Here is a 22,280-nt window from a genome sequence, read left to right as displayed (position 1 = left end):
GTAGGTGGGATAACAAATGACTATACAAACAGAGCAAGATATAATTCGCTTAATTGAAAACGACGAATGGATGATGAACGTATTACAAATAGCAAAATCACTAAATTTACCTGATTGGTGGATTTGTGCCGGGTTTGTTCGCTCTAAAATTTGGGATACTTTACATAACTATGAAGCTAAAACAGCTATGCCTGATGTTGATGTGATTTATTATGATAGTCTACATAAAGATGAGATATACGAACAATCATTAGAAACGAAATTAATGAATATTGATGCTACGATCCCTTGGTCTGTAAAGAATCAAGCTCGTATGCATGTAGTGAATAATATGCCACCGTACTCTTCTTCTGTTGATGCTATTTCTAAATTTCCTGAAACAGCAACGGCTTTAGGGGTTACATTAGGCGAAGAAAAAAACAAAGTTATATTAACAGCTCCGTGCGGGATTGAAGATGTGCTTTCCTTACAAGTGAGACCAACAGATCATTTTCTTGAATCAAAAGAACGACTGCATATGTACAATACTAGAGTTACTAAAAAGAATTGGCAAAACAAATGGCCTAATATTACAATCACTTATCCAGAAATTTAGAAAGGGTGCTTCCCATTTATAGAAGCACCCTTTTCTTCATTTCAAAAAATGTATGACTGTTTCTGCAAATCGATCTGCTTCCTCATAATGTGGTGAATGACCACTCTCTTCAAAAGCGATATACTTGCCGTTTCGAGCATCTTTATTAAATATTTCAATTTGTTTTTCACACGTTACTGCATCGTGTTTTCCTACAATTAATAACATTGGATTTTGTATTTCTTTTATTTTTTGTAATAATGAAGTATGAACTGCGCCTTCTTCTTTTAATCTATCAAAATGAATTTTGGAGCGATTTGAAAATACTTCCCACTCTTCATCACTATATAAACTCTCGTCTGTCACATCTTCCTTATAATTGTAAATCTCCATTCTATTTTCTTCTAATTCATTGCTTAGTCTTATATAAGCTTCTAGCAACTCTTCTGAACTCGTATTGCTAGATGAATAAGCAAGGGATTCTTCTGCTATTTTTTCTTTTCCATACTTTTTTAATAAATTCCCTGTCTTTTGTAACAAAGCCCTACTTGTTAAAGCAAAATCGAAAGTTGGCCCTTCGAATATTATTTTCTCTATTGAACTTGGATATATCGACGCATATAACAACGCTACATATCCACCGAAAGAATGTCCAATTACAGACCACTTTTCAATTTGTAATGCTTTTCTTAGTTCCTCACAGTCTTCAATTAAATCATTTAATCCAAAAGCTTCGTCCTCAGTAATTTCTTCTGAGCGACAAACACCTCTTTGATCTATCATAATTACATATAAAGAATCTTTTAAACATTCCGCTTGATGAAATGAAAAATCATAGCAACTTTCTCCTGGTCCACCATGCAAGTATAAGACCGGTTTATTTTTAGGGTTTCCATGCGTTTCAACGTATAGCTTTTTCCCTCTAATGTTCATGTATTTCCCTGCTTCTATCAAATTCGTCATAAAAATCACCACTTTTTTTACTGAATATTATAACATTTCACCTTAAATAATCCCTATTACATTTAAAAAGACGATGATGATTGCGAGTGGTGCTACAAATCGAAGTAAGAAAGCCCAACAAATAAATACTTTCTTTCCATAATTTCCACCTACAAAAAACTCTGCTTCTAGCACCTTCTTTTCCATTTTGAATGAAACGAAAATACTAATAAATAGTGCTCCAAGTGGCATTAATATATTACTAGATAAGAAGTCTACTGCATCAAAAATATTCTTTCCGAAAATCGTAATATCACTCCATACTCCAAATGATAGCGCTGAAGGTATACCTACTAAGAAAATGCCGAAACCAATCATCCATGATAATTTCGTTCTTCTTTCTTGTTCACCATTTGCTAATGCTGAAACAACTGTCTCTAGTAGAGAAAATGCCGATGTTAATGTCGCAAATGTAAATAGTGCAAGAAATACTGTTAAGAAAAATCCGCCGAATGGAATTTGACTAAATACAGATGGTAATACGATAAATAGTAATCCAGGCCCTTCTGTTGGCTCCATTCCTAATGAAAATACGGCCGGAAAAATAGCAAGACCCGCAAATAATGAAACAAATAAATTCAATCCAACAATTGTTATTGCTGATTTTGGTAAACTTTCTTTTTTATTTAAATAGGAACTATACGTGACCATAATCGAAATCCCGATACTAATCGCAAAAAATGATTGGCCCATTGCAAACAAAATACTTTCTGAAGTAATCTTTGAGAAATCTGGTTGTAAGAAAAACTTCACACCTTTCATTGCGTTATCAAGTGTTAGTGAGCGAACAATAAGAGCAACAAATAATACGAACAATGCTGGCAACATATATTTACTTGCTTTTTCAATTCCGTTTTGTACACCTTTTGACACAACCCAAATCGTAATAAACATAAAAGCGAAATGCCCTATAATCGCCCAGGTGGGATTACCAATTGTTTCAGTAAATAATGCTCCGTAATTTTGTCCCGGAGTAATAAGTTGTCCCGTTACTCCTCTGAATAAATAAATTAACACCCATCCACCTACAACGCTATAAAACGAAAGTAATATAAAACATGTTCCAACGCCAAGTCGTCCAATCCAGTGCCATCCTGTATTTGGCGCGATACTTTTAAATGCTCCAACCGCTTGTTTCTGTGTACTGCGACCAATCATAAATTCAGCTATAAGTAGCGGTAGCCCAATTAATACAGTAAATAATATAAAGATTAAAAAGAATGCTCCTCCCCCACTTTTCCCAGCGATATAAGGAAACTTCCATATTGCGCCAAGTCCAATTGCCGATCCTGCTGCAGCCATTATAAAACCTAATTTCGAAGTCCATTGCTCCGTCTGTTTCATCTTATTTTCCTCCTAGTTAAATCTTTTTATATAAATAATTAAATTTTATAAACCAATCCGAATAAACCCTCCATTTCTATTTCCATAAAATAAAAAAATGGCCTAGCATCTCTATATAAAGAGACGCTAAGCCATTTACTTAACGCGGTACCACCCTTATTGATTCCATTATGAATCCACCTTAGTAGTAATCGTTTGATTACAAACCTAATATCGAAGGTTAACCGTTAAGATTTACTAAGAATGTGATTCCGTTCCACCTTACTGCTCCTAGGCGAGTTCAGGATGTCATTTGACTATGTCACACCAACCCATAGCTCTCTGTACAAATATACGACCTTACTACTCCTATTCAACACATTTAAATATTTAGAATATATTTTCTTTTGAAATTAATATGAAGTATATCGGTTATATTTATAACTGTCAAGGGCTATATTAAATTTTGTTGAGAAACCTTTTTTATTTTTCATTATCCTTCGTCATATAAAATTATAGTGCACTGTTAAAATTCTACGCTAAGCACAAAAAAGCACTTGTTACCCTTAATTGACAATCAAGTGCTTTAAGTTCATATGTTTTTAAGCAGCACTAAATTTGTAAGTTTTATGGAAACAGCATGACACCTTTTATATGTCATGACAACTACTACGTTAAAATTTACGAGCTTGTACGAGTTCGTTAGTTTTATGTCCATTCCATGCCTTAATATTCATCGCCCAGTAAAATGTCATCTCGCCTAAGCTCGCACCTCATTTTCTATTCTATCATTGTACATACTTCATGATGGTACAACCATCATGAAGTATGTACTTTTTAACAGCCTATTTTAAATTGCAACGTCTTGATAACCTACTTCAGTTACTTTTTCATTTAACAAACGAATCCCTAGACCATTTTCTGTATCCCATGTACAATTAAATGTAATTCCAATATCCCGACCGTCAAAAATACCTGCATAGGGAACAATAATCCCATCTAAACTTATCATTTCTAATATTTCATTAGTTGTTTCAACTAATGGATAGTTTTCATTTACTTCAATATCATAACCTAGTTCCTGACGCTCTTGTTTGTAATAGTCTAATATTGATTGCAAAAAGCTTTGTTGTAATTGTTCCCAATTTTGCATAAGTGAAGTATATGCTACATATTGTTCTTCATCAAACTTACCATCCTCATCACCTTTTACTATTAGTGCTATCTCGACTTCATTTCCCAAAAAGTTAATGCTAGTATCCTTAGACCACACAAAATCATATTCAAGCTCACCAAAAACCGCATCATTTATTTTCATCTTACTTCTCCTTTTTATTTTTTAGCAAATCCTCCTGGCTCAAACGCCCCTGCGTTTATCTCACTTACTCCACCAAGATGCCCAAATCTTTTATTTATCTCTGTCGGTACAAGTTGCATTATTTTCACATCATTTACTTCATGCCATGTTAATTGATTTTTTGTTCGATATTTGTCTATGTCTTTCGCGGTAATCCCACCAGGTTCCATTCCAAATTGGCGAGCTAGTTCAACTGAGTCATTTAGCTTATCCGCTAACTTTTGGTCTGCTTGAGCAAAATTGTATGTCCTAGCCTTTGTACCATAATTTCCTTTTCCTCCAAGCATATAGTCAATTTCAATTTGAGCCTTTGATACTGGCGAAAAATCAGGAACTCCGTTTTTATATTGAATACCTTTAATGCCAGCTTCATCTAATATACGTTGCAATTTAAGGTCTGGTGGTGGTTTAAGCGTACTTAAAGATTCTCCTCTGATTCCTTCAAATTTAACCTTCGAATTAATTGGTGAAGGTGTCTGATTATATCTTGCTTCATAAGAACTAGCAAAATCAGTTTGTCTAAAAACAGGTGGAACTTCAGCCTCTCTATTACCCGTACCCTTAACAACCTTACTCTCCATATACTGATAAGCCTCTTTCAGAGAATACTGTCCTCCTCCTGAGACCTTTCCTACTCCAGCCATGGCGAAGCCTTTTCCCTCGCCTGGGATCCACTTGTATTCCAGTAATGTTTTTACTGCGTGCTGGATCTTTTCATTCCCCTGCAAGAAAGTTGTTTTTACGGTTGTGGCACCTTTGTTCCATAGACTTCCGATTTTATCGGCAAAGCCTTTTGCTGTGGAGGCTACAAAGTTTACACCCTCTTTTACTTTGTGGCTCGCTATTTTTATGCCATCGACAGCTGCTTTGCCAGCTTTTCCGGCTACCATTGTTACGCCTTTGCCTAGTCTTTTTCCTGCTTTTACAATTGTCTTCCCAAAGCTAGAAGCGACATACTTTATTCCTTTTCCAGCAAGACTTGCCACTTTTCCAACAGGAACAAAGTTTAGGAGCGTCCATCCTGCGGCGATGAGTCTTTCTTTTGATGATAATTCTTTTCCTGTAATAGGATCTTTACCGGTAACTGCACGAATTGCATCATTTACTCCAATGAATTCAGCTGCCCCTTCTACTCCCTTTTCCCACCATGATTTTTCATGTTTCTTTTCTTTTTTATGGGTTTCTTTCAATTTTTCATTTTGTTTCTTTTGATATTCTTCATCTGCTTGACGAAACTTTTGAGCGATACGCCGTAATTCTTTTTCTGTAACTTGTAAGTTACGTATGTAAGATTCCATGAGTCCCATTGATCTCATATATTCCCCATAAAAATGTTGACTCGTTGCTCCTTGCCATTGCATTTGAATACTAAACATAGATTGATTGAGATTTTGTTGTATGTTCTGGCTGTGTGTTTGCATCTCTGATATGTTTTTGGCAATTTGTTCGAGTTGTTCAGGTTTGACCTTGATCTCCAAACCCTCTCCCACCTTCCTCTATTTTATACCAAAAAGAAATAGAACTGCATCAATTTTTACTTATTCCCTTTAGAAAAAACATCAAAAATACTGTTATCACAAATCGATTCAATTTCTTCCTTCACAAATAATTTTTGAAATTTTGTTCCTGGGTTTAATATTACATTTGCTTCTAAATCTATAGTCTTTAATAATTCAATCGCATTCATAGAGACATATGGACATTCTTCTGGAATAACCATTTCTAAATGTTTCAAATCAGAATACAGTGGTAACATTAATCCTTCTTCCATTTCAAAATAATGAATTTGCAATTGTGTATTTTCAGTTGAAATCAAATTCCCTTCTTCATCTACATTTGTATCTCCCTCTACAGAAGCAACAACGTACAAATTTGATTTCTGTAATATCTCATAAAAACGAACTCTTTTTTCTTCATTCTGTAAAGCTTCCACTAACGCCTCATCTAATGGACAAATTTCTAGTAAACTCATTGAACTTCACTCCTTATGTGAAATAATTTCGCCATCTTACGCAAAGTAAGATGGCGAATGTTAAATCTAATTATTTTTTAACGCTCATAGATTTAATTTTTTCTACATTCTCTTTTGCTTGTTTCGTTATTTCTCCATTAATAGCATTTGCATATTTATCACGAGTTAAAAATTCAAAACATTTATATGCATTATTCGTATCAGTTGCGGACATATATCCTGCACCTTTATTAAACATTTTTAGGGCTACCGTATTCATCCATTCTTTTGCATCTGCTTCTGGATATCCTAGTTCCATAGAGTGGTAAGTTAGTTCAATTGCTGAAGCTAAATCTTCAATCGTATCTTTATTCCCGCTTACCTTTGCAGCTTCAAATGTACTCAAATACTCAATTGCCACTTTTACCCCATCTTTAATTCCTAATTCTTCAATACCTGGTGTTTTATATAAAATTTGATAGTTGTTTAACGCTGATTTATATTGCGTTTTTTCTAACTGTTTTGCTTCTTTAATTACAAGACTAGCAACATTAGAAAATCCTGCTTTGTCAACCACACCACGGGAAGCTGCTTGACCATAATAATGCAAAGCATTATAAAGGTTTGTTTGCTCTTTTTTATTTGCTTCATCACTCGCTAATTGTACAAGTTGAATTCCCTCCATTTTTCTTGATGCATTATCAATCATATTCATACCGCTAATTTGACCAATCGTTTTATCAATATCTTTTAACTGTGCAAGTAATGTGTATGATGGTAATACTGTTTTTCCTACTTCACTTTGCCATCCTGTCGTCCCATTTATTTTATTCCATTCATTTTCTGTATCTGTCCATAATTTATTCGCATAATTAACCATTTCTTCTCTTGAACGTTCCAATGGGTGCTTTGTACGAATTGCATTTGCAATATTTAATACCGCTGTATAATATTCTTCATTATTTGCAGCATCGTTTGCTTTTCTTTCAAACATTAGCGGCATTAATAACTTATGAGATTCATCTTGAACGGATTTTTCTACTCTTGCTGTATTTGCTAATAAATTCGCTTTATTTATAGCATCTTCCACTTTGAAATTAGAATCTTTAATTTGTCCACGAAGTCCCTCTACAGCCGCACTAAATTGCTTTTCTAATTTTTCTTTTTGTTCTCCTGTTGCACCGTCAATATACTTATTTGCTAATAGTAAAGCATTTTCATAATGTGGATTCGCTGGATTTAAATATACATCAATTTGAGCAATTGCTTCTTTCACTGGGTCAGATTTCACTTTTTCTTTTTGATTACTTGAATCTACATTATTTGTTTTATCGTTATCTGTGGCACCTTCAGTTATTGAATCTTTTAGATTTTTCTCACTTGATGTAGCTGTTGCCTCATTTTCACTTACATTTTCTTCTTTAACTACTTTTCCTTCATTACTGCTAGCATCTTCTTTTACTTGACTTGCATTTTCTTTTGTTTCAGTTGTAGACATCACTACTGATGTTTGGATATTAAGTTTCTGTAATTCTTCTTGTAATAGCTTGTTGAAAATACCTTCTACATCTTGATTCGCTTTTTCTACTAATGTAGGATCTACACTTTCAAGTACTGATGTAACTAAATAAAATTTACTTAATGCTTGTTCTAAAGAGGCTACATCCCCTGTATTTGACCACTCTCTTTTTTCTTCTATTGCTGTTTGATAAACTTTTTCTGCTACAGATTTAATATATTTTTTCTTATTTTCACTTAAATATCTTTGTAATTCTTCTTGTGTAGTAACCGATTCATTTAATACATTCATTTGATTACGTAAATAGAATAGTGCTCTCTCATTTGAATATTCACCACTTGTAAGAATTTGTTCTACATTATCTAATGCTAACTTATGTTCAGCTATCGATTTTGATTTTGATGGTGTATTCAATTGGCTAACAAGCGTCCAGTCTTCTTTTTTGCTATAGTAGTTCGTTAAATTATTTAATGCATTTTCATCCAGTTCTTTTTGACTCGTATAAAAATCATTAAAGAAAACAGATGAGTAGTATTTTCCATTTCCTGCGTACCACTCAACTAAAATATCACCCGTTTTTGGTGATACTGTAATTGTTGGGTGTGTTGGTTCTGGATCGGGCTTTGGTTTTGTATCTGGTTTTGTGTCTGTATCTGGTTTTGTACCTGTATCTGGTTTTGTACCTGTATCTGGTTTTGTACCTGTATCTGGTTTTGTACCTGTATCTGGTTTTGTACCTGTGTCTGGTTTTGTGCCTGTGTCTGGTTTTGTGCCTGTATCTGGTTTTGCATCTGTATCTGGTTTTGCATCTGTACCTGGTTTTGTGCCCGTATCTGGTTTTGTACCTGTGTCTGGTTTTGTACCTGTATCTGGTTTTTGTCCGTCTCCTTCTTGTACAGTTAGTTGCTGTTTATTATCATTCGCTTTTCCTGGCTCTGCCACAGGTCCAACCATATTAGTTGGTAAATCTAGTTTTTGTGGAGTTGGTGCATCCGATAATTTAATTTGTGGATCTTTCTTTTCCACCGTTACTTCATCTGGTTTATATGTTACTGGCGTAATTGGTGATTTATTATTCCCAATTAAGTCTGCTAAATTAATAGTTGGTTTTTCGCCGGGTTTTTCATCTTTTTTTGCAGGATCAGCAACTAAATTTGGGAACATAGACTGTAAATCGCCCCCTGTAATACGATCATCTTTTTTCTCTTCTGTATTGCTTGCTAGTTTTACTTGTTCTTTTCCTGCTGTCTTAAAGCCTTTGTCATACACAAGATATCCTGATGTTCCTAGTAATGCTACCGACATTACTGATATAGCGACTTTTTTCCCTAAGTTATTATTGTTTTCCTCCATGTCCTTTTCCCCTTTTCGTATCTTTATTGAATCCAACCGTTTGTTTTCATTTCTGTTAGTTTTTCTTGCGCAGCTCTTACTTCAGATTCATTTTCATTTGCTTGCACTGTTTTTCTTAAGAAACGACTTGCTTCCTCGTATTTTTTCTGTTTAATTTTAAACATCCCGAATGCAAAATTCACATGTGGATTTTCATCGTTTTGTGAGTATGCTTCTGTGAAAAGCTTCTCTGCTTCATTTCCTTGTCCCACTTTATCGTATAAAATCCCTATATTCACAAGCGTATTTATGTCGCGTGTTCCACTGCTGACAACTCTATTGTAAGCTTCTAACGCTTGCTGATATGCAGCAGTACTCTTTGCACCATCTCGCGTTTCATAAAATTGACCCGCTTCGTAATACACAATTCCTAGTTGATTTAACAACTCAATATTTTTCATATCTTTTTGAATCGCTACTTGTAAAATGTGAGATGCTTGTTGATAATTCATTTCTTTCTTCGCACTATCAATTAGATTTGTTTTATTCCAAAGCACATATAAATTTGAAAGTTCAATTGTATATATGGCATTCTTTGAATCTTGCATAATAGCTTCTTTAAAGAAGGATTCTGCTTTATCTAACTGTACCGTTGCGGTTGATAATTGACCTTTTAAATACGAAACAATTGCTTTATCTTCATTTGTCTTCGTACTCATTTTGACAATAACATCTTCTGCTTTTTCAAATTCTTTCATTTTCATATGACTTACAGCTAAATCTCGCATCGCATCTTTTTTATATGGTTCAATTCCTTTTGCATTATTCGCTAATGCTTGTTCGAAATTCGGAACTGCTTCTTGATATTTTCCTATACGGAAATTCGCTGAAGCTAATAGATATGCCGCTTCATTATTTTCTTTATCTATTTCTCTATCTTTTATTAATTTTGTAAGGTAGTCGATTGCAATTTTATTTTTCCCTTCAGCAATGTAAATCGTTGCTAGCTGAAGATGAGCTTCATCTTTTCCTTTCACTGCGATCGCATGACCAACAGCTTCTTCTGCTTTTATATATTTTTTATCATGATAGGCTTGGCGTGCTTGTCCCATAAATTTTTGGTATTTAGCATTTGTTGTATAAAAGTAAAATAGTGTTGAACCACCTATAACAACTACTACAATTGAGCCAATAATCAAAACCCGTTTTTTATTCTTTTTCCACCATTTAGAAAAAGGTGATGGTTCACTTTGTTCATGTGCTACTGTAAGTGGTTGATTGGATGCTTTTGCATTTAAAATCTCATCATCTATATCATATTCCACTTGTTTTTTTGCTTGTTTTCGGCTCTGTAGAATGCTATTTGGCACTGTAATTGTAGCTGCTATTTCTTGCTGCGACTGTGTTCCTTGCTCTTCTTCTATCTCTTTAATAATGCTTTCAATTTCCTGTTTTAACGCCTGATCAATGTTTGGAAATTGTACGATCCGTGAATAGACGAAACAAGCAAATGCTGCATTGTTTTCTCGTTCCAATTCAGTAGCTAATTCCAAATAATGTTGTAGGACCATTTTATTATTTATTTCAGGCTCTTGACTCTCCATAGTTTGAATGATATATGCGAGTTCTTTTTGCAGCGCTGTTGATGGATTAAGTGAATTGAAAATTATTTTATATTCATATAATGCCGCTTGTTTAAATCCTCTCTCTTCTAATAATCTTGCAATTTCCAAACATTTTGATACAAAAAGAGAGTGTTCTTCTGCTGACTGCCTTTCCGCATCAATTTTTATTCTTTCTCTCGCGCTATTAAATACATCGTACCACTGTGCAAAGCTTGGGCATTCTGCAAAAGAATTACTACTCCATGCCTGCTTAAATAATTTTGCAATTTCCCCGTTCCATTGATTATGTAATACTTGCTGAAGTAACGTATATCTTTCACATTCTGTCTGCATTTCTTCCGTTTTAAAGTAACTTGCATCAGTCCATTTTTTATTTCGAACTTCTTCACTACACCAACTTAATATTTCTCCTAATAAAATAGCGCCAGCAAATCGATCGGCTTCTTTTTGCCATACTCCACTTGTCAAATACTTTGGTGCGTAACCCGCTGAACCTGCTGGCAATAATGAAGGTCTTTTCGTTTTTGGTCCATACATTTGCTCAACATCAACAAGTTCGATATTGTGCTGACCTTCAATTGCATTTTCACTTAAGAAAGGTACAAGTACGTTGCTAGACGATAAATCATTATGAGCAACTTCATTTTCTTCCATCATTTTAAGTGTTGTAAGAAATGCTTCTGCAATAAAGAAACATTGTTCTTTTGATAACATTCGTTGTTCTTGTAAAATATCAGCCCAAGTTGGACCTTCAATCCAAGGCATTACAATACTATTAGCAAGATCTTCTGATTTTTCGATAGCAGATGTATGTTCTTCTTTAGTAACGATATAGCGTGAACATACTTTCAGACCCACTAAGGAAGAAAGTGGTTTCAAAAATGCTAGTTGATGTTTTTCCTCACGATAACGTTCCTTAAAAACTTTTAATGCAATTCGTTCTACACCATTTTCCTGTTTTAATTGATAAACTGTTCCTTGTCTTCCCTCTTGACCATAGGGCATCTCAATACCAATTACAGCTGGGTGTTTCTCAAAACGATAAACATCTTTATTAAAATTAATTTTTTCTCCTACTTCTGGTCGGAATCCCATTTTATCCCCTTACTCTCGTATTACAATTTTTCAAAAAAGACCAGGAACAATAGCTCCTGGTCTTTTGCAATTGTTCTATTCTTAGTATGCGTTATCTGTGTTACGGAATTTATCAGCGATACGTTTTAAATCTGTTGAAATACCTTCTAAAATTGGAATGTATTGTTGCATTGCTTGTTTAGATTGGATAAATTCTCCACGGAATTTCGCTTGTGTTGCCCCAGCCCATTGTCCTTCTAGACTATTAATATCGCCTTCAAGTCTATTAATTTGACTTTGTGCTTCTCCTGCTGCGTTTTTAAAGTTTCCTGAGATTCTTTCAAGTTCTTCTGGTGTGATTTTAATTTCTGCCATCTTAATAATTTCCCCTTTCAAATCAAAAATGATACAACAATTAGATTATAAACTATATTCATACAATTTTTAAAGGGTTGAATTACAAAAATATTCTATTTTCTAGTAATTTAACCCTATTTTAATATTATTTCACTTTTAATTCAGACCATTTCACACTAATTTTATCTGTCATCGTGCGAAGTAAATGTAATGGTGTATATGCACATTTTATTTTTATTGGCTTTCTACGTATGCAATATCCATCCCCACTTAATAATTCTTGATCCATTTCAGTATGTGGCAGTTTCATATTAAAGAAATACACATCGTTATTTTGTGTCGTTCCCAATAAATATCCAATACTTCTCTTTCTAATTTCCGCAAACCATTTTTCATGAGAATAGCTATTTAAGCTAGACGTAGTAGCAGCTGTCATAAAGTGGATTCCTTTATTTTTACAGTTTTGTACTATTAGTTCTATTTTATTTTTCGCCTCATAATCAGTAGATAATAAAGTTAACATTTGATCGATATCATCAATCGCAATGATTATTCTCTTATATGGAATCTCCACTGTTGCGTTTGGATCTATAGAAGGCATTATTGGTTCTCTATTATTTATTAGCTCTATCAATTCATCTAACATTTCTTTTAATTGCATACCATCTGTAACTGTCTTCTTCACATGTGGTAAATCTCCAAGAGCTAATAAGCCTGTAGGTCTTTCACCAAGGTCTACTAAGTATAGCTCAACCTTTTCAGGAGAGTATTGGTATGTAGTAGTGAATAGAAGTGTTTGTAATAGCGATGTTTTTCCACCTTCTATTCTTCCCCCAATAAATATATGACTCATTTCATCTAAAGAAAAACTTTGTAAACGAATATCCTCTGTTTCTATACCTGCTGAAATATGGGCTGTTTCTAATTTTTCAATCATATGTTCTACAAATATTTCTTTAGGTACCATTGGAATAGCTTTTGCTTTTTCACCATTCCATTCTCCATTCATTTTTTGAATAATTGTCTTTAATTGTTGCGAGTACTCAAGTTCACTTTCGCCAATAAACGGCAATGCTGCTTGGAATAATTCCGGCGGTTGCCCTTTCATTAATCCACGGCCAACAGGAACTTCAATTAACGGGAATTTAGGTCTGCCAACTAAGTTATGATATTCTGTTCCATCTTGCAATTCAAATGTAAGTGCCATCGGTATATTATTACGAACACGATCGAACATATCAATTGTTTGATTCAGAGAGAAATAGAAATATACTCCGTATGTACTTGATTCACGCAATAATAATTCTAATACTTCGTTTTCTTTCTCGAATTCATTTTTGAATCTTATATAACCATCTACCATTACTACTATAGCTGGTATTTTCTTTTCTACCATTCGATTATACATAGAGAATGACTTTGCACCGATATTAGAAAAACTCTCTTTTCTATGCGTGATTTCCTTCTTTAAAAATCCGAATAGACGTTTCATTTTCTCATTTTCGCCTTCTTGTATAATCCCGCCTATATGAGGTAAATCTCTAAAATCTAAGAACATACGACCAAAATCAATAACATAGAAATTCACTTCTTCTGGTGTGTGAGATACAGCTAAGGACATAATAATAGTTTGCAACATCGTCGTTTTTCCTGTACCTGGCATACCATAAATATTTAAATGCCCTTCTTGTAAATCTAACTTCAGAGGAAATTGTGCTTGATTTGCAACATCATCAATTAATCCTACCGTTACTTGTAAATATTCTTTTGATTTATTCCACTCAGCAATTGTCCAATCTTCCATAGCATAAAATTCTTTTAACAATAATTTTTCCGGTAATGGATCCAGCCAAGGTCCTGGTAATGCTTTAATATTTTCTTTTTCTGATACGCTCTGTACATATTGAATAAAAGCTTGTAGTTGTTTTGGACTATTTGTCATTGGTTTTGGACGCTTTTTCACTTTTATTCTTTCACCCGAGAGCTTAACTTCTGTAAAATCAACAATATCAAGAACTTTCTCTTCATCTGGATTATAAGGTGCTCCGCTCCATGCTGATTGGAATAATTCCAATACTTCATTGCTACCTACTTGGAGATACCCTCGTCCTGGTACATTGATTTTTGATGCATCTGGAATCTTTAACATTTCACGACTATCCGCATCATCTTGTACACGTAAACAAATTCGAAAACGCGAGTTACTCCAAATCTTGTCATTTACAACCCCTGAAGGTTTTTGAGTCGCTAATAATAAGTGAACTCCCAACGTCCTTCCTATTGCAGCGACACTAATTAGCTCGTCCATAAATTCTGGTTGTTCCTTTTTCATTTGAGCAAACTCATCAATAACAATAAATAAATGTGGTAAAGGTTCTTTTTCACGCCAGCTTGTTTCATAATATTCATCTAGATGCTGAACATTTCCAGCCTGAATGAATAATTTTTGTCTACGCTCTAATTCTGCCTTTAATGAAATTCTGGCACGCTCAATTAAATTTGGATCTTCTAAGTTCGTAATAGATGCAATAATATGTGGTAATCCCGCAAATGTGTTTGACATTCCACCACCTTTATAGTCGATAAGCATAAATGCCATCTCATGAGGATGATAGGTTGCCGCTAAGGCGGCTATTATAGACTGAATTACTTCACTTTTTCCTGATCCAGTTGTACCAGCCATTAGACCGTGCGGACCATGCCCTTTTTTCTCTATTTTATCGTGAATATTTAGAAAAACAGGTTTACTTCCTTCTCTTACACCAATTGGAACCGGCAATGAAGTCGGATATCGATTTCCTTTCCATCTCTCTAATACTTGTAACTCTTCCATATTTTTAGCTTGAAACAAGTCTAAAAATGTTAATACTTTCGGAATGTTTGCTGCTGTAGAACTTTTCATTCGAATTGGAGCAATGCTTCGCGCTCCTAGTTCACATCGTTCGAATGAAAGTCGATCTACTTTAAAACTAGCACGCGTTGTCCCACTATTTTCAGCTGAACTTGAAAACGTTTCTACTAACTCACCGTTTTCTCCATTTAAACTTATTACAAGATCACATTCCATCGGTAACCGTTCCTTTTGTTCCGCAAAAATAAATGTAGAAGCTCCTACACTTTCACCTTCTCTAAGTAACATTGGAGTTAAAGGATCATCTTCTAAAAATTCTCTCGCTGATAAGAAAAAGACATACATCGGAATTAAAGGAACTTTTGCATCCGCTTGTGCAGAAGAATTATAGATTCTACGCATGTTAAGTGGGGTAAATAGTACTTCAGCTAGTTTCTGTGCATCTTGTTGATTTTCAGATAAAAAGCGCATACTTCTCTGTTCATCCCATACGTGAGGAAGCCACCTCATCCAATCCCACTGCTTTTTCTCTTTCTCATGATAAAATGCTGCTATTTTCACTTCATTTGGTGCATGATGCGTCATAATTTGCGTCGTTACAATTCGAATAAAGTTTAGTCTATCTTCTTTATTTCCAACTACACCAATTACATCGTTTTTTTTCAAAGAAATGGAAATGTGTCCATTTGGTATCGTATTGAAATCCCTTTTGACATTTTGCGCTTCTGTAACTAATGGATTTTCTTCATAACCTTTCTGTTCGGGCACCTTCAATTCTACAAGAAATGGTCTTTCTCCTGTACCAATACGAATATCTAAAAAGTCTGGACTTTCAGGTGTTCTCTCCCATAAATTACTTTCCCGATTTTCAATTCTTTGTACACTTTTTAAGGGGCTTGGGTTTTGTGTAATTAAATATTTTGCTTGTTCAACCTTTAACGTATCTAATTCCACTCGATGCTTTTGAATTTGCTCTAAATATCTTGTTTGTAATTGTTCAACCATTTGACGATGTTCTTTCTTTTTACGGAAATGCCCCATCGTTGTAATTATATATGATCCCAACATCGGAATACTTGAAACCATCATTAATGGCATATAACTTGAATTCATCTTCATAAATTTCATCATTACAAAATATAATACCAATGTTAAAACCGTCATCATGGCAGGCAGTAACATTGTTTCAATTGAAAACTTCGGCTCCTCCGGTATATTCGGTGGATCATGAATAATAACATCCCCTGTCGGTATATCTACTTTCACACGCGGAGAGCGTTGAAAATACGGTGATTTTTGCACAAAACATTTCTCCTTCCCCATCCCAAAACTATTACTCAATGATTTTCCATACATAATCTTCTTCACTAGAAGACATATTTTGTTTAACAGGTTCATTATAAACTTCTTCTGCTGGCATCATTTCAAAAGAAGGGATAATTGCTCCTTTTTTATGTAGCATTACATATTGTCCATCCCACACATCATTATCGCGCAACGTTTCATCATTTCGAATAGAATGCCACTCTTCTTTATCTTTTGCCACTCTAATTTCATAGATCCCGCTTAATGCTTCATCTATTTTTTCATGATGTAAAATCGCTTCAATAATTTGCACCACTTTTACGTCATTTGGAATTGCAATATCAATTTCTTCATTTGACTGTTTTATGTATGTCACAATAATCTCTTCCACGTTTATTCACCTTTTTTCCATCATGTTTGTTACCAAGAAACATCTAAAAATGAAATATCATCGCTTGTCGGAGAGTTCTGTGCCCTCTCAATTTCTTTTAATACGTCCTCAAAGTTATACTGCTTAAGTGACACAAGTCCGTCTGAGTGAATAACTATCCGATTAGCTTCTTGTCTAGATAATACCTTTGAAAAAACCGCCAATTCCCCACCAATAATGCCTCGCTGTGTAGACCATCTTTTCTCTATATTTCTCTTAAACTTCATTACATTCGAACAATTCTCCTTATCTTGAAACAATTGTACAAACGAATCGCCATGTGTAACTATCGTTATTTGTACTTTATCTTGATTTGGAATGAGTTCTATTTTCCCGCCAATAAACATCGTTTCACTACCTTTTTTTCGCTTTTCTTCCAAAACATCGCGTAGTAACCACGGTGTTTCTTCTGGCAATCGAAATGCACTCACTTCCTCTGAAGCTTCTTCTATCCAATTATTTAACTGTTCATTTAATAATGTAGCAATATCCAGTCCACTTTCTTGACATGTATCAAACAAGTTTACTAACTTCATACCAAGAAATTCCGCAGCAATTTCACCATGAAAAGATAGCCCTACACCATCACATAAGGCAAATATGAAACTAGTTCCATTATCTAGTAATACTAGAAAGTCTTGTCCACTCTCATTTAAATCCTGCGTTTCTTTTGCTCTTACATAACTATATCTATAAGTAAAATGTTTCGTTTCCTTTTCTTGCAATACCGTTTCTTCCTTTTGTGATAGGATATATTTCACCTTACTCTCTCCTCCTATCGAACCGGCGTTGCAGCAGACATTTGAAATCCAAGTGATACTAAGTCAGCATTTGTCCCAGGAAACATCATCACAGCACCATCAGTAATATGAAACCCATGTTCCGTCATCATCTCACGATAGCTTTGAGGTATAGGCGATGAAAGTCTTTGCAACTTTGCACCATATTCATCTGTAATCACTGTATTTGGCATAATCCCTTCCCACTTCTTTATATTAGAAATTTGTTCTTGCATAATTTCATCTGAAATAAAAATATTTTCAATTAGTACGTTTCCATCAGGTACAGACATATTCATAATTCTTCGTACAATTAATTCTGGATCTTCACCAGTTGATGCTCCATCTGTCATATGACAAACAACAGGAGCTGGCCCATCTTGTAAATTTGGTAATTCCTTTTGCAATAACTTCTCCACTACAGAGAAAGCTTTTGCTGTATCAGTTAAACGATGCGTTTGAATTTTTTCTAATGGGCGCAGTCTTGCTACCTCGTCTATTGTTTTCACACCACCCAATAAATCAAAAACATGATCACTATAGGCTAAAATAGATAACTTATACCTTGGAAGCAGGCGACTACCTTTTGTTGAACGAAATACCATTTGGCGAATTGCTAAAGAAAGAGCATCCGTCACAATATCAATTCTTCTTTTTTCTTCTCCACCTGCATCCATCATTTGGTTCATTGATGCGCTTACATCAAGAAGATAAATTATATAAGCTGGTGTTTGTTGTGTTGCTTGAGTTTGATATAACATGTTTCATACCCTTCCATACATTATTATATGAATCTTTTTTATATTCATATTTCATTATAACTTATGAATTTTCTTTTTCTCAATTCATTATAAAATGTTCTTAATATAATTTACATATTTTCACACAAAAAATTATTTCTTTTAACATGTGTTGAAAGGAATAACCCCCTTCTATACTATAGAAGAGGGTTATTCTTACGGTATAAGACGCGTACAATCTCTCGGAAAAGCACTCGCCTCTCGTACATTAATTAATTCTAATAGTTTGTATACAACTCTCTCTAATCCAATTCCGAAACCACCGTGCGGGGGACAACCGTATCGGAATGTATTTAAATAAGATTGAAATGTCTCTGGATGTAATCCTTTTTCTTTAAAAGAAGCAAGTAACATTTCATAATCATGAATTCGCTGTGCCCCTGACGTTATTTCTAACCCTTTATATAATAAGTCGAATGAATCAGTAATAGCTGGATTCTCTTTATTTTGCATCGTATACATCGGTCTCGCTTCTTTCGGATAATGTGTAATGAAAACAAATTCGCTATTATATGTTTCCTTTACATATTTCCCTAGTAACTTTTCACCTTCTGTATCTAAATCCCCTACAGGAGATTCTTTACGATACTTACTTTTCAAAATTTCTTGTGCTTCTAACAATGTAATTTTAGGTATTTCAGTAATAACAGGTACTTCTATTTGTAATAGTTGTAGTTCTATTTCACATTTTTTTGCTACTTGTTGAAACATATATTGTAAAACATCCGTTTCTAGTTGCATCACTTCATAAAAATCATGAATAAATCCAAGTTCTACGTCTAACGATATATATTCATTCAAATGACGGGAAGAATTATGATGTTCCGCTCTATAAACAGGTGCAATTTCAAAAACACGTTCTAGTCCCCCAGCCACCATCATTTGCTTATAGAACTGTGGTGATTGTGCTAAATAAGCTTCTTTTTGGAAGTATGGAAGTTTAAAAACATTTGCTCCTCCTTCTGCCCCTTGCGAAACAATTTTCGGCGTAAATATACGTGTGAAATCGTTCTCTGTAAGAAATTCACTAAAGCTCTGAACGAGTGTAGATTTCACTTTAAATATTGCTGCTGTTCTCTCATGTCTTAATGATAATACCCGCTCGTTCAGTAGTTGATCTAAGCCCACTTGCAATTTCTTTTTATTTATTTCAAACGGAAGTGGTTCTGCACCGTTTATTACTTTCACTTCATGAGCAAGTACTTCAACACCCAATTCTGTTTTCGATGTCTCGACTATTTCACCAATTACGTGGACGACACTTTCTACATCAACTTTATATCCAGCCAATTCATTTTCTAATACACATTGAATTACTCCTGTTCTGTCCCGTAATAATAAAAAACTAACATTTCCAAGATGACGAATCTTTTTTACCCATCCTTGAAGTAATACAACATTCCCGCTTTGCTTTGTACATTCTTTTGTGAGTGAACGCTTCATTATTGAATCCATTATTTTTCCCTCCAGTAATTTTATATTTATTTACGTTATTGTTGTCATCGTCATCACCCACGGTCACTCACCCCCTTTCAAAGAATACAAAAATCCGCCCCTATAAATAGGGACGGATTTTTTCCGCGGTACCACCCAAATTGTCATACTGACCATCTTAGCCCTGATAACGGTAGGTACCGTTTGCTTTTACTAATAATCACGTTCAAAGCAACACTCACAGGTGTCTTTCCATCATGCGGTATCGCAACCTTCCCAGCAACCGGCTGCTCTCTGTAGACCTTTGCACCATGTACTTTTCCTGATCATCACTTTTTATATTTACAGAGTATTCTATCTCTTCGCTTTATAAAACGCAAGCCTTTTTAAATATATTTTCATTTTTCATATCCAATTTTGTACAATCTCCTCTAAAGCCATTCCACGTGAGCCTTTCAATAATACAACATCATTTTCCGTTATTACTTTTAATACTTCCTCTGCTATTTTGGTCTTATTATTAAATGATTGTACTTTTCCTGTATCATATTTCTTTCTTGCTTCTTCCGCTACAATTTCAGCTAACTCTCCATAAGTAAATACATATTGAATGCTCTCTTGTTTGAGCATTTTACCGATTTCTCTATGATATGTTTCAGCATTCTTCCCTAACTCCAACATATCCCCAATTACTATCATTTTTTTCTTATAGGCATTTAATGTCTGTAACGTTTCAATTGCAGCCTTCATTGAAGAGGGACTAGCATTCCACGCATCGTCAATAATTGTAAAACCTGTTTTGGCAGTTAAAAATTGAAAGCGCATATGAGTAATATTTACTTGCCGCAATGCTTCCTGTATTTTTTCTGTAGAGATATTGTAAAATTGACCTACGGCGATTCCGACAATTGTATTTAAAATATTATGTTTTCCATGTAAGGGAACATCGTACTGTATTTTTGAATCATTTAATTTAAAATGAACACCATATTCATCTAATTTCACGTTTGTTGGAAACAAATCATTTGTATACTTTTCACCAAATGCCTTACACTTTATACTCAATAGATTCTTATTTTTCAAAAGCAATGGTTCATCACCATTATACAAACATAATCCTTCATCTTTTAATCCATCAATAATTTCTAATTTAGCCTTCGCAATCTCTTCTCTTGATCCAAGCGTTTCTAAGTGAGACTGGCCAATCATTGTAATGATCACTACATCCGGCTGTGCTATTTTTGATAAGTTTCGAATTTGTCCTTTTTCACTCATTCCCATTTCAAGTATTAAAAACTCTGTATCTCGTTTCATTTCTAAAATTGTTAACGGCAAACCGATTTGACTATTTAAATTCCCCTTTGTTTTATGCACACGATAAGTTGTACTTAAAATCGTGTTTACAATATCTTTTACCGTTGTCTTGCCATTACTCCCTGTAATTCCAATCACTTTTACATTTAGCTCTTCTCGGTAAAATTGTGCCAATTGTTGCAAAGCAAGCAAAGTGTCATCTACAAATATAATTGGCATCCCTTTTGGAGGAGTACCATAAGACTTTTTCCATAAGGAAGCGACAGCTCCATTATCAATTGCCTCTTTCACATAATCATGTCCATCTTTCAACCTAATGATTGGAACAAATACATTTCCTTCTTTAATGCTTTTGGAATCTATGCAGACACCATGTATCTCTATATGATGAAACGATTCTTGTAACCCTTCACCACCTACTACCTCTTCAAGTTTTTTCAAATTCATCTGGATCAAAGTACCACCCCCTTTCCATTTTATTACATAATCACCGTTTTATTTACGCATATTAATAAAGTGAAACTTTAATCAGTGGGGATTTTGTTCTTCCCCACTGATTATCAGTCCTCACCAATCGGGCTTTTACGGGAAGCCCGCCCCCCCACCTAACTTCTTTACTTTCCCTCAATTTTGAGGTGGAGGGTCTGACTGTCCGGCAAATAGCGGGTTAAAAATTTCATAGCGAGGTGTTTATATGAAAAAAGCGATTAGTTTCTTTCTTCTTTTGTTATGTCTAATTGTAGTGAATGAAACGTACGCCTACTCACCAAAAGCTTTACCGATCTCCCAAAACTCTGATCAATGGAAAGTGAATATTGATGAACCGAAGAACAATGATAAAAATATGCTTCAAGCTAAAAAAGATGAATTTAATACATATCAATTTTCAGTAAAAAATGTTGGAAACAGTGAAGTATATAACGTACAAGTCGAAGTATTCCGCAACGAGCCAAAAACAAAAACGAAATATGAACTCTTTTCCCTAAAGGAAAGTCGTTTAGCAAGTGGAAAAACTGGATTTAGACATGCTAATTTTCCAGTTTCTACAAAATCAGATGTAGTTGATGTAATCATTACTTGGCAAGAACACCCTTTCCGCTCCATGCGAAATGGTCAAAAAGTTGAGTCTCGAAAATTTAAAGAGCATTTTGTTTTTAAAGACGAGAAAAAATAAACGAATGCAGCTAAATTCACACTACCATTCATTTAGCTACCTTTACTAGTACCAGTTCATAAGCAAATTAAAAAGTCGT

Annotated in this window: 16 protein-coding genes and 2 other annotated features; of the genes, 2 read left to right on the top strand and 14 right to left on the bottom strand. The window is 34.5% G+C overall.

Annotated features, from left to right (window positions below; translation table 11 throughout):
- Positions 1–16: 16 nt before the first annotated feature.
- The gene (locus PDL00_RS08685) at positions 17–595 is read left to right on the top strand and encodes a nucleotidyltransferase family protein (RefSeq protein ID WP_270728536.1); all 579 of its coding nucleotides are present in this window, start codon (positions 17–19) and stop codon (positions 593–595) included.
- A 36-nt stretch (positions 596–631) separates the two neighbouring features.
- Here the strand turns inward: PDL00_RS08685 and PDL00_RS08680 are convergent, their stop codons facing one another.
- The 14 genes from PDL00_RS08680 to PDL00_RS08615 all read right to left on the bottom strand — a co-directional run bounded on the left by PDL00_RS08680 (position 632) and on the right by PDL00_RS08615 (position 21,474).
- Positions 632–1,537: an alpha/beta fold hydrolase gene (locus PDL00_RS08680; RefSeq protein ID WP_270728534.1), complete on the bottom strand. Its 906-nt coding sequence runs from the start codon at positions 1,535–1,537 to the stop codon at positions 632–634.
- Positions 1,538–1,579: 42 nt separating this feature from the next.
- The gene (locus PDL00_RS08675; RefSeq protein ID WP_242251954.1) at positions 1,580–2,920 is read right to left on the bottom strand and encodes a sodium-dependent transporter; all 1,341 of its coding nucleotides are present in this window, start codon (positions 2,918–2,920) and stop codon (positions 1,580–1,582) included.
- A gap of 116 nt (positions 2,921–3,036) precedes the next feature.
- Positions 3,037–3,285: a binding site (T-box leader), on the bottom strand.
- A 464-nt stretch (positions 3,286–3,749) separates the two neighbouring features.
- Positions 3,750–4,217 (bottom strand): DUF6985 domain-containing protein, encoded by a 468-nt coding sequence (locus PDL00_RS08670; protein ID WP_270728532.1) that lies wholly within the window; start codon positions 4,215–4,217, stop codon positions 3,750–3,752.
- Positions 4,218–4,231: 14 nt separating this feature from the next.
- On the bottom strand, positions 4,232–5,734 hold the full coding sequence (locus PDL00_RS08665; protein WP_270728529.1) for a WXG100 family type VII secretion target: 1,503 nt from the start codon (positions 5,732–5,734) through the stop codon (positions 4,232–4,234).
- Between the two features lie 56 nt (positions 5,735–5,790).
- Positions 5,791–6,228, bottom strand: a complete 438-nt coding sequence (locus PDL00_RS08660) for an SseB family protein (RefSeq protein WP_242251935.1) — start codon at positions 6,226–6,228, stop codon at positions 5,791–5,793.
- Positions 6,229–6,298: 70 nt separating this feature from the next.
- Entirely contained in the window at positions 6,299–9,079 is a 2,781-nt protein-coding gene (locus tag PDL00_RS08655) for a hypothetical protein (RefSeq protein ID WP_270728523.1), read from the bottom strand.
- A gap of 23 nt (positions 9,080–9,102) precedes the next feature.
- A complete protein-coding gene (locus PDL00_RS08650; RefSeq protein ID WP_270728520.1) occupies positions 9,103–11,778 on the bottom strand; it encodes a tetratricopeptide repeat protein in 2,676 nt (891 codons plus the stop codon).
- An 81-nt stretch (positions 11,779–11,859) separates the two neighbouring features.
- Positions 11,860–12,132 carry a WXG100 family type VII secretion target gene (locus PDL00_RS08645; protein ID WP_002141592.1) on the bottom strand — a complete coding sequence of 91 codons (273 nt, stop codon included), beginning with the start codon at positions 12,130–12,132 and terminating at the stop codon, positions 11,860–11,862.
- Between the two features lie 127 nt (positions 12,133–12,259).
- Positions 12,260–16,267, bottom strand: coding sequence for a type VII secretion protein EssC (gene essC, locus PDL00_RS08640; RefSeq protein ID WP_270728517.1), 4,008 nt, complete (start codon positions 16,265–16,267; stop codon positions 12,260–12,262).
- Positions 16,268–16,298: 31 nt separating this feature from the next.
- Positions 16,299–16,661, bottom strand: coding sequence for an EsaB/YukD family protein (locus PDL00_RS08635; protein WP_270728515.1), 363 nt, complete (start codon positions 16,659–16,661; stop codon positions 16,299–16,301).
- A gap of 29 nt (positions 16,662–16,690) precedes the next feature.
- A complete protein-coding gene (locus PDL00_RS08630; RefSeq protein WP_242255496.1) occupies positions 16,691–17,461 on the bottom strand; it encodes a hypothetical protein in 771 nt (256 codons plus the stop codon).
- Between the two features lie 14 nt (positions 17,462–17,475).
- Positions 17,476–18,240, bottom strand: coding sequence for a vWA domain-containing protein (locus tag PDL00_RS08625; protein WP_242255494.1), 765 nt, complete (start codon positions 18,238–18,240; stop codon positions 17,476–17,478).
- Positions 18,241–18,435: 195 nt separating this feature from the next.
- A complete protein-coding gene (aspS, locus tag PDL00_RS08620; protein WP_270728511.1) occupies positions 18,436–19,734 on the bottom strand; it encodes an aspartate--tRNA(Asn) ligase in 1,299 nt (432 codons plus the stop codon).
- Positions 19,735–19,839: 105 nt separating this feature from the next.
- Positions 19,840–20,052, bottom strand: a binding site (T-box leader).
- A gap of 66 nt (positions 20,053–20,118) precedes the next feature.
- The gene (locus tag PDL00_RS08615; protein ID WP_270728807.1) at positions 20,119–21,474 is read right to left on the bottom strand and encodes a UDP-N-acetylmuramoyl-tripeptide--D-alanyl-D-alanine ligase; all 1,356 of its coding nucleotides are present in this window, start codon (positions 21,472–21,474) and stop codon (positions 20,119–20,121) included.
- A gap of 247 nt (positions 21,475–21,721) precedes the next feature.
- Between PDL00_RS08615 and PDL00_RS08610 the strand changes: the two genes are divergently transcribed.
- Complete coding sequence (locus PDL00_RS08610; RefSeq protein WP_270728508.1) at positions 21,722–22,201, top strand: hypothetical protein; 480 nt, start codon at positions 21,722–21,724, stop codon at positions 22,199–22,201.
- Positions 22,202–22,280: the final 79 nt, after the last annotated feature.

Source organism: Bacillus cereus group sp. TH152-1LC (assembly GCF_027710505.1).
Lineage (GTDB): Bacteria > Bacillota > Bacilli > Bacillales > Bacillaceae_G > Bacillus_A > Bacillus_A mobilis.
This window is presented reverse-complemented; position numbering and strand designations above follow the sequence as displayed.

Coding starts and splice junctions, on each gene's coding strand:
- aspS (WP_270728511.1), bottom strand. CDS start 19,734: ATGGATTCAATAATGAAGCGTTCACTCACAAAAGAATGTACAAAGCAA.
- PDL00_RS08650 (WP_270728520.1), bottom strand. CDS start 11,778: ATGGGATTCCGACCAGAAGTAGGAGAAAAAATTAATTTTAATAAAGAT.
- PDL00_RS08625 (WP_242255494.1), bottom strand. CDS start 18,240: ATGTTATATCAAACTCAAGCAACACAACAAACACCAGCTTATATAATT.
- PDL00_RS08655 (WP_270728523.1), bottom strand. CDS start 9,079: ATGGAGGAAAACAATAATAACTTAGGGAAAAAAGTCGCTATATCAGTA.
- PDL00_RS08645 (WP_002141592.1), bottom strand. CDS start 12,132: ATGGCAGAAATTAAAATCACACCAGAAGAACTTGAAAGAATCTCAGGA.
- PDL00_RS08610 (WP_270728508.1), top strand. CDS start 21,722: ATGAAAAAAGCGATTAGTTTCTTTCTTCTTTTGTTATGTCTAATTGTA.
- PDL00_RS08660 (WP_242251935.1), bottom strand. CDS start 6,228: ATGAGTTTACTAGAAATTTGTCCATTAGATGAGGCGTTAGTGGAAGCT.
- PDL00_RS08675 (WP_242251954.1), bottom strand. CDS start 2,920: ATGAAACAGACGGAGCAATGGACTTCGAAATTAGGTTTTATAATGGCT.
- PDL00_RS08615 (WP_270728807.1), bottom strand. CDS start 21,474: ATGAATTTGAAAAAACTTGAAGAGGTAGTAGGTGGTGAAGGGTTACAA.
- PDL00_RS08685 (WP_270728536.1), top strand. CDS start 17: ATGACTATACAAACAGAGCAAGATATAATTCGCTTAATTGAAAACGAC.
- PDL00_RS08670 (WP_270728532.1), bottom strand. CDS start 4,217: ATGAAAATAAATGATGCGGTTTTTGGTGAGCTTGAATATGATTTTGTG.
- PDL00_RS08680 (WP_270728534.1), bottom strand. CDS start 1,537: ATGACGAATTTGATAGAAGCAGGGAAATACATGAACATTAGAGGGAAA.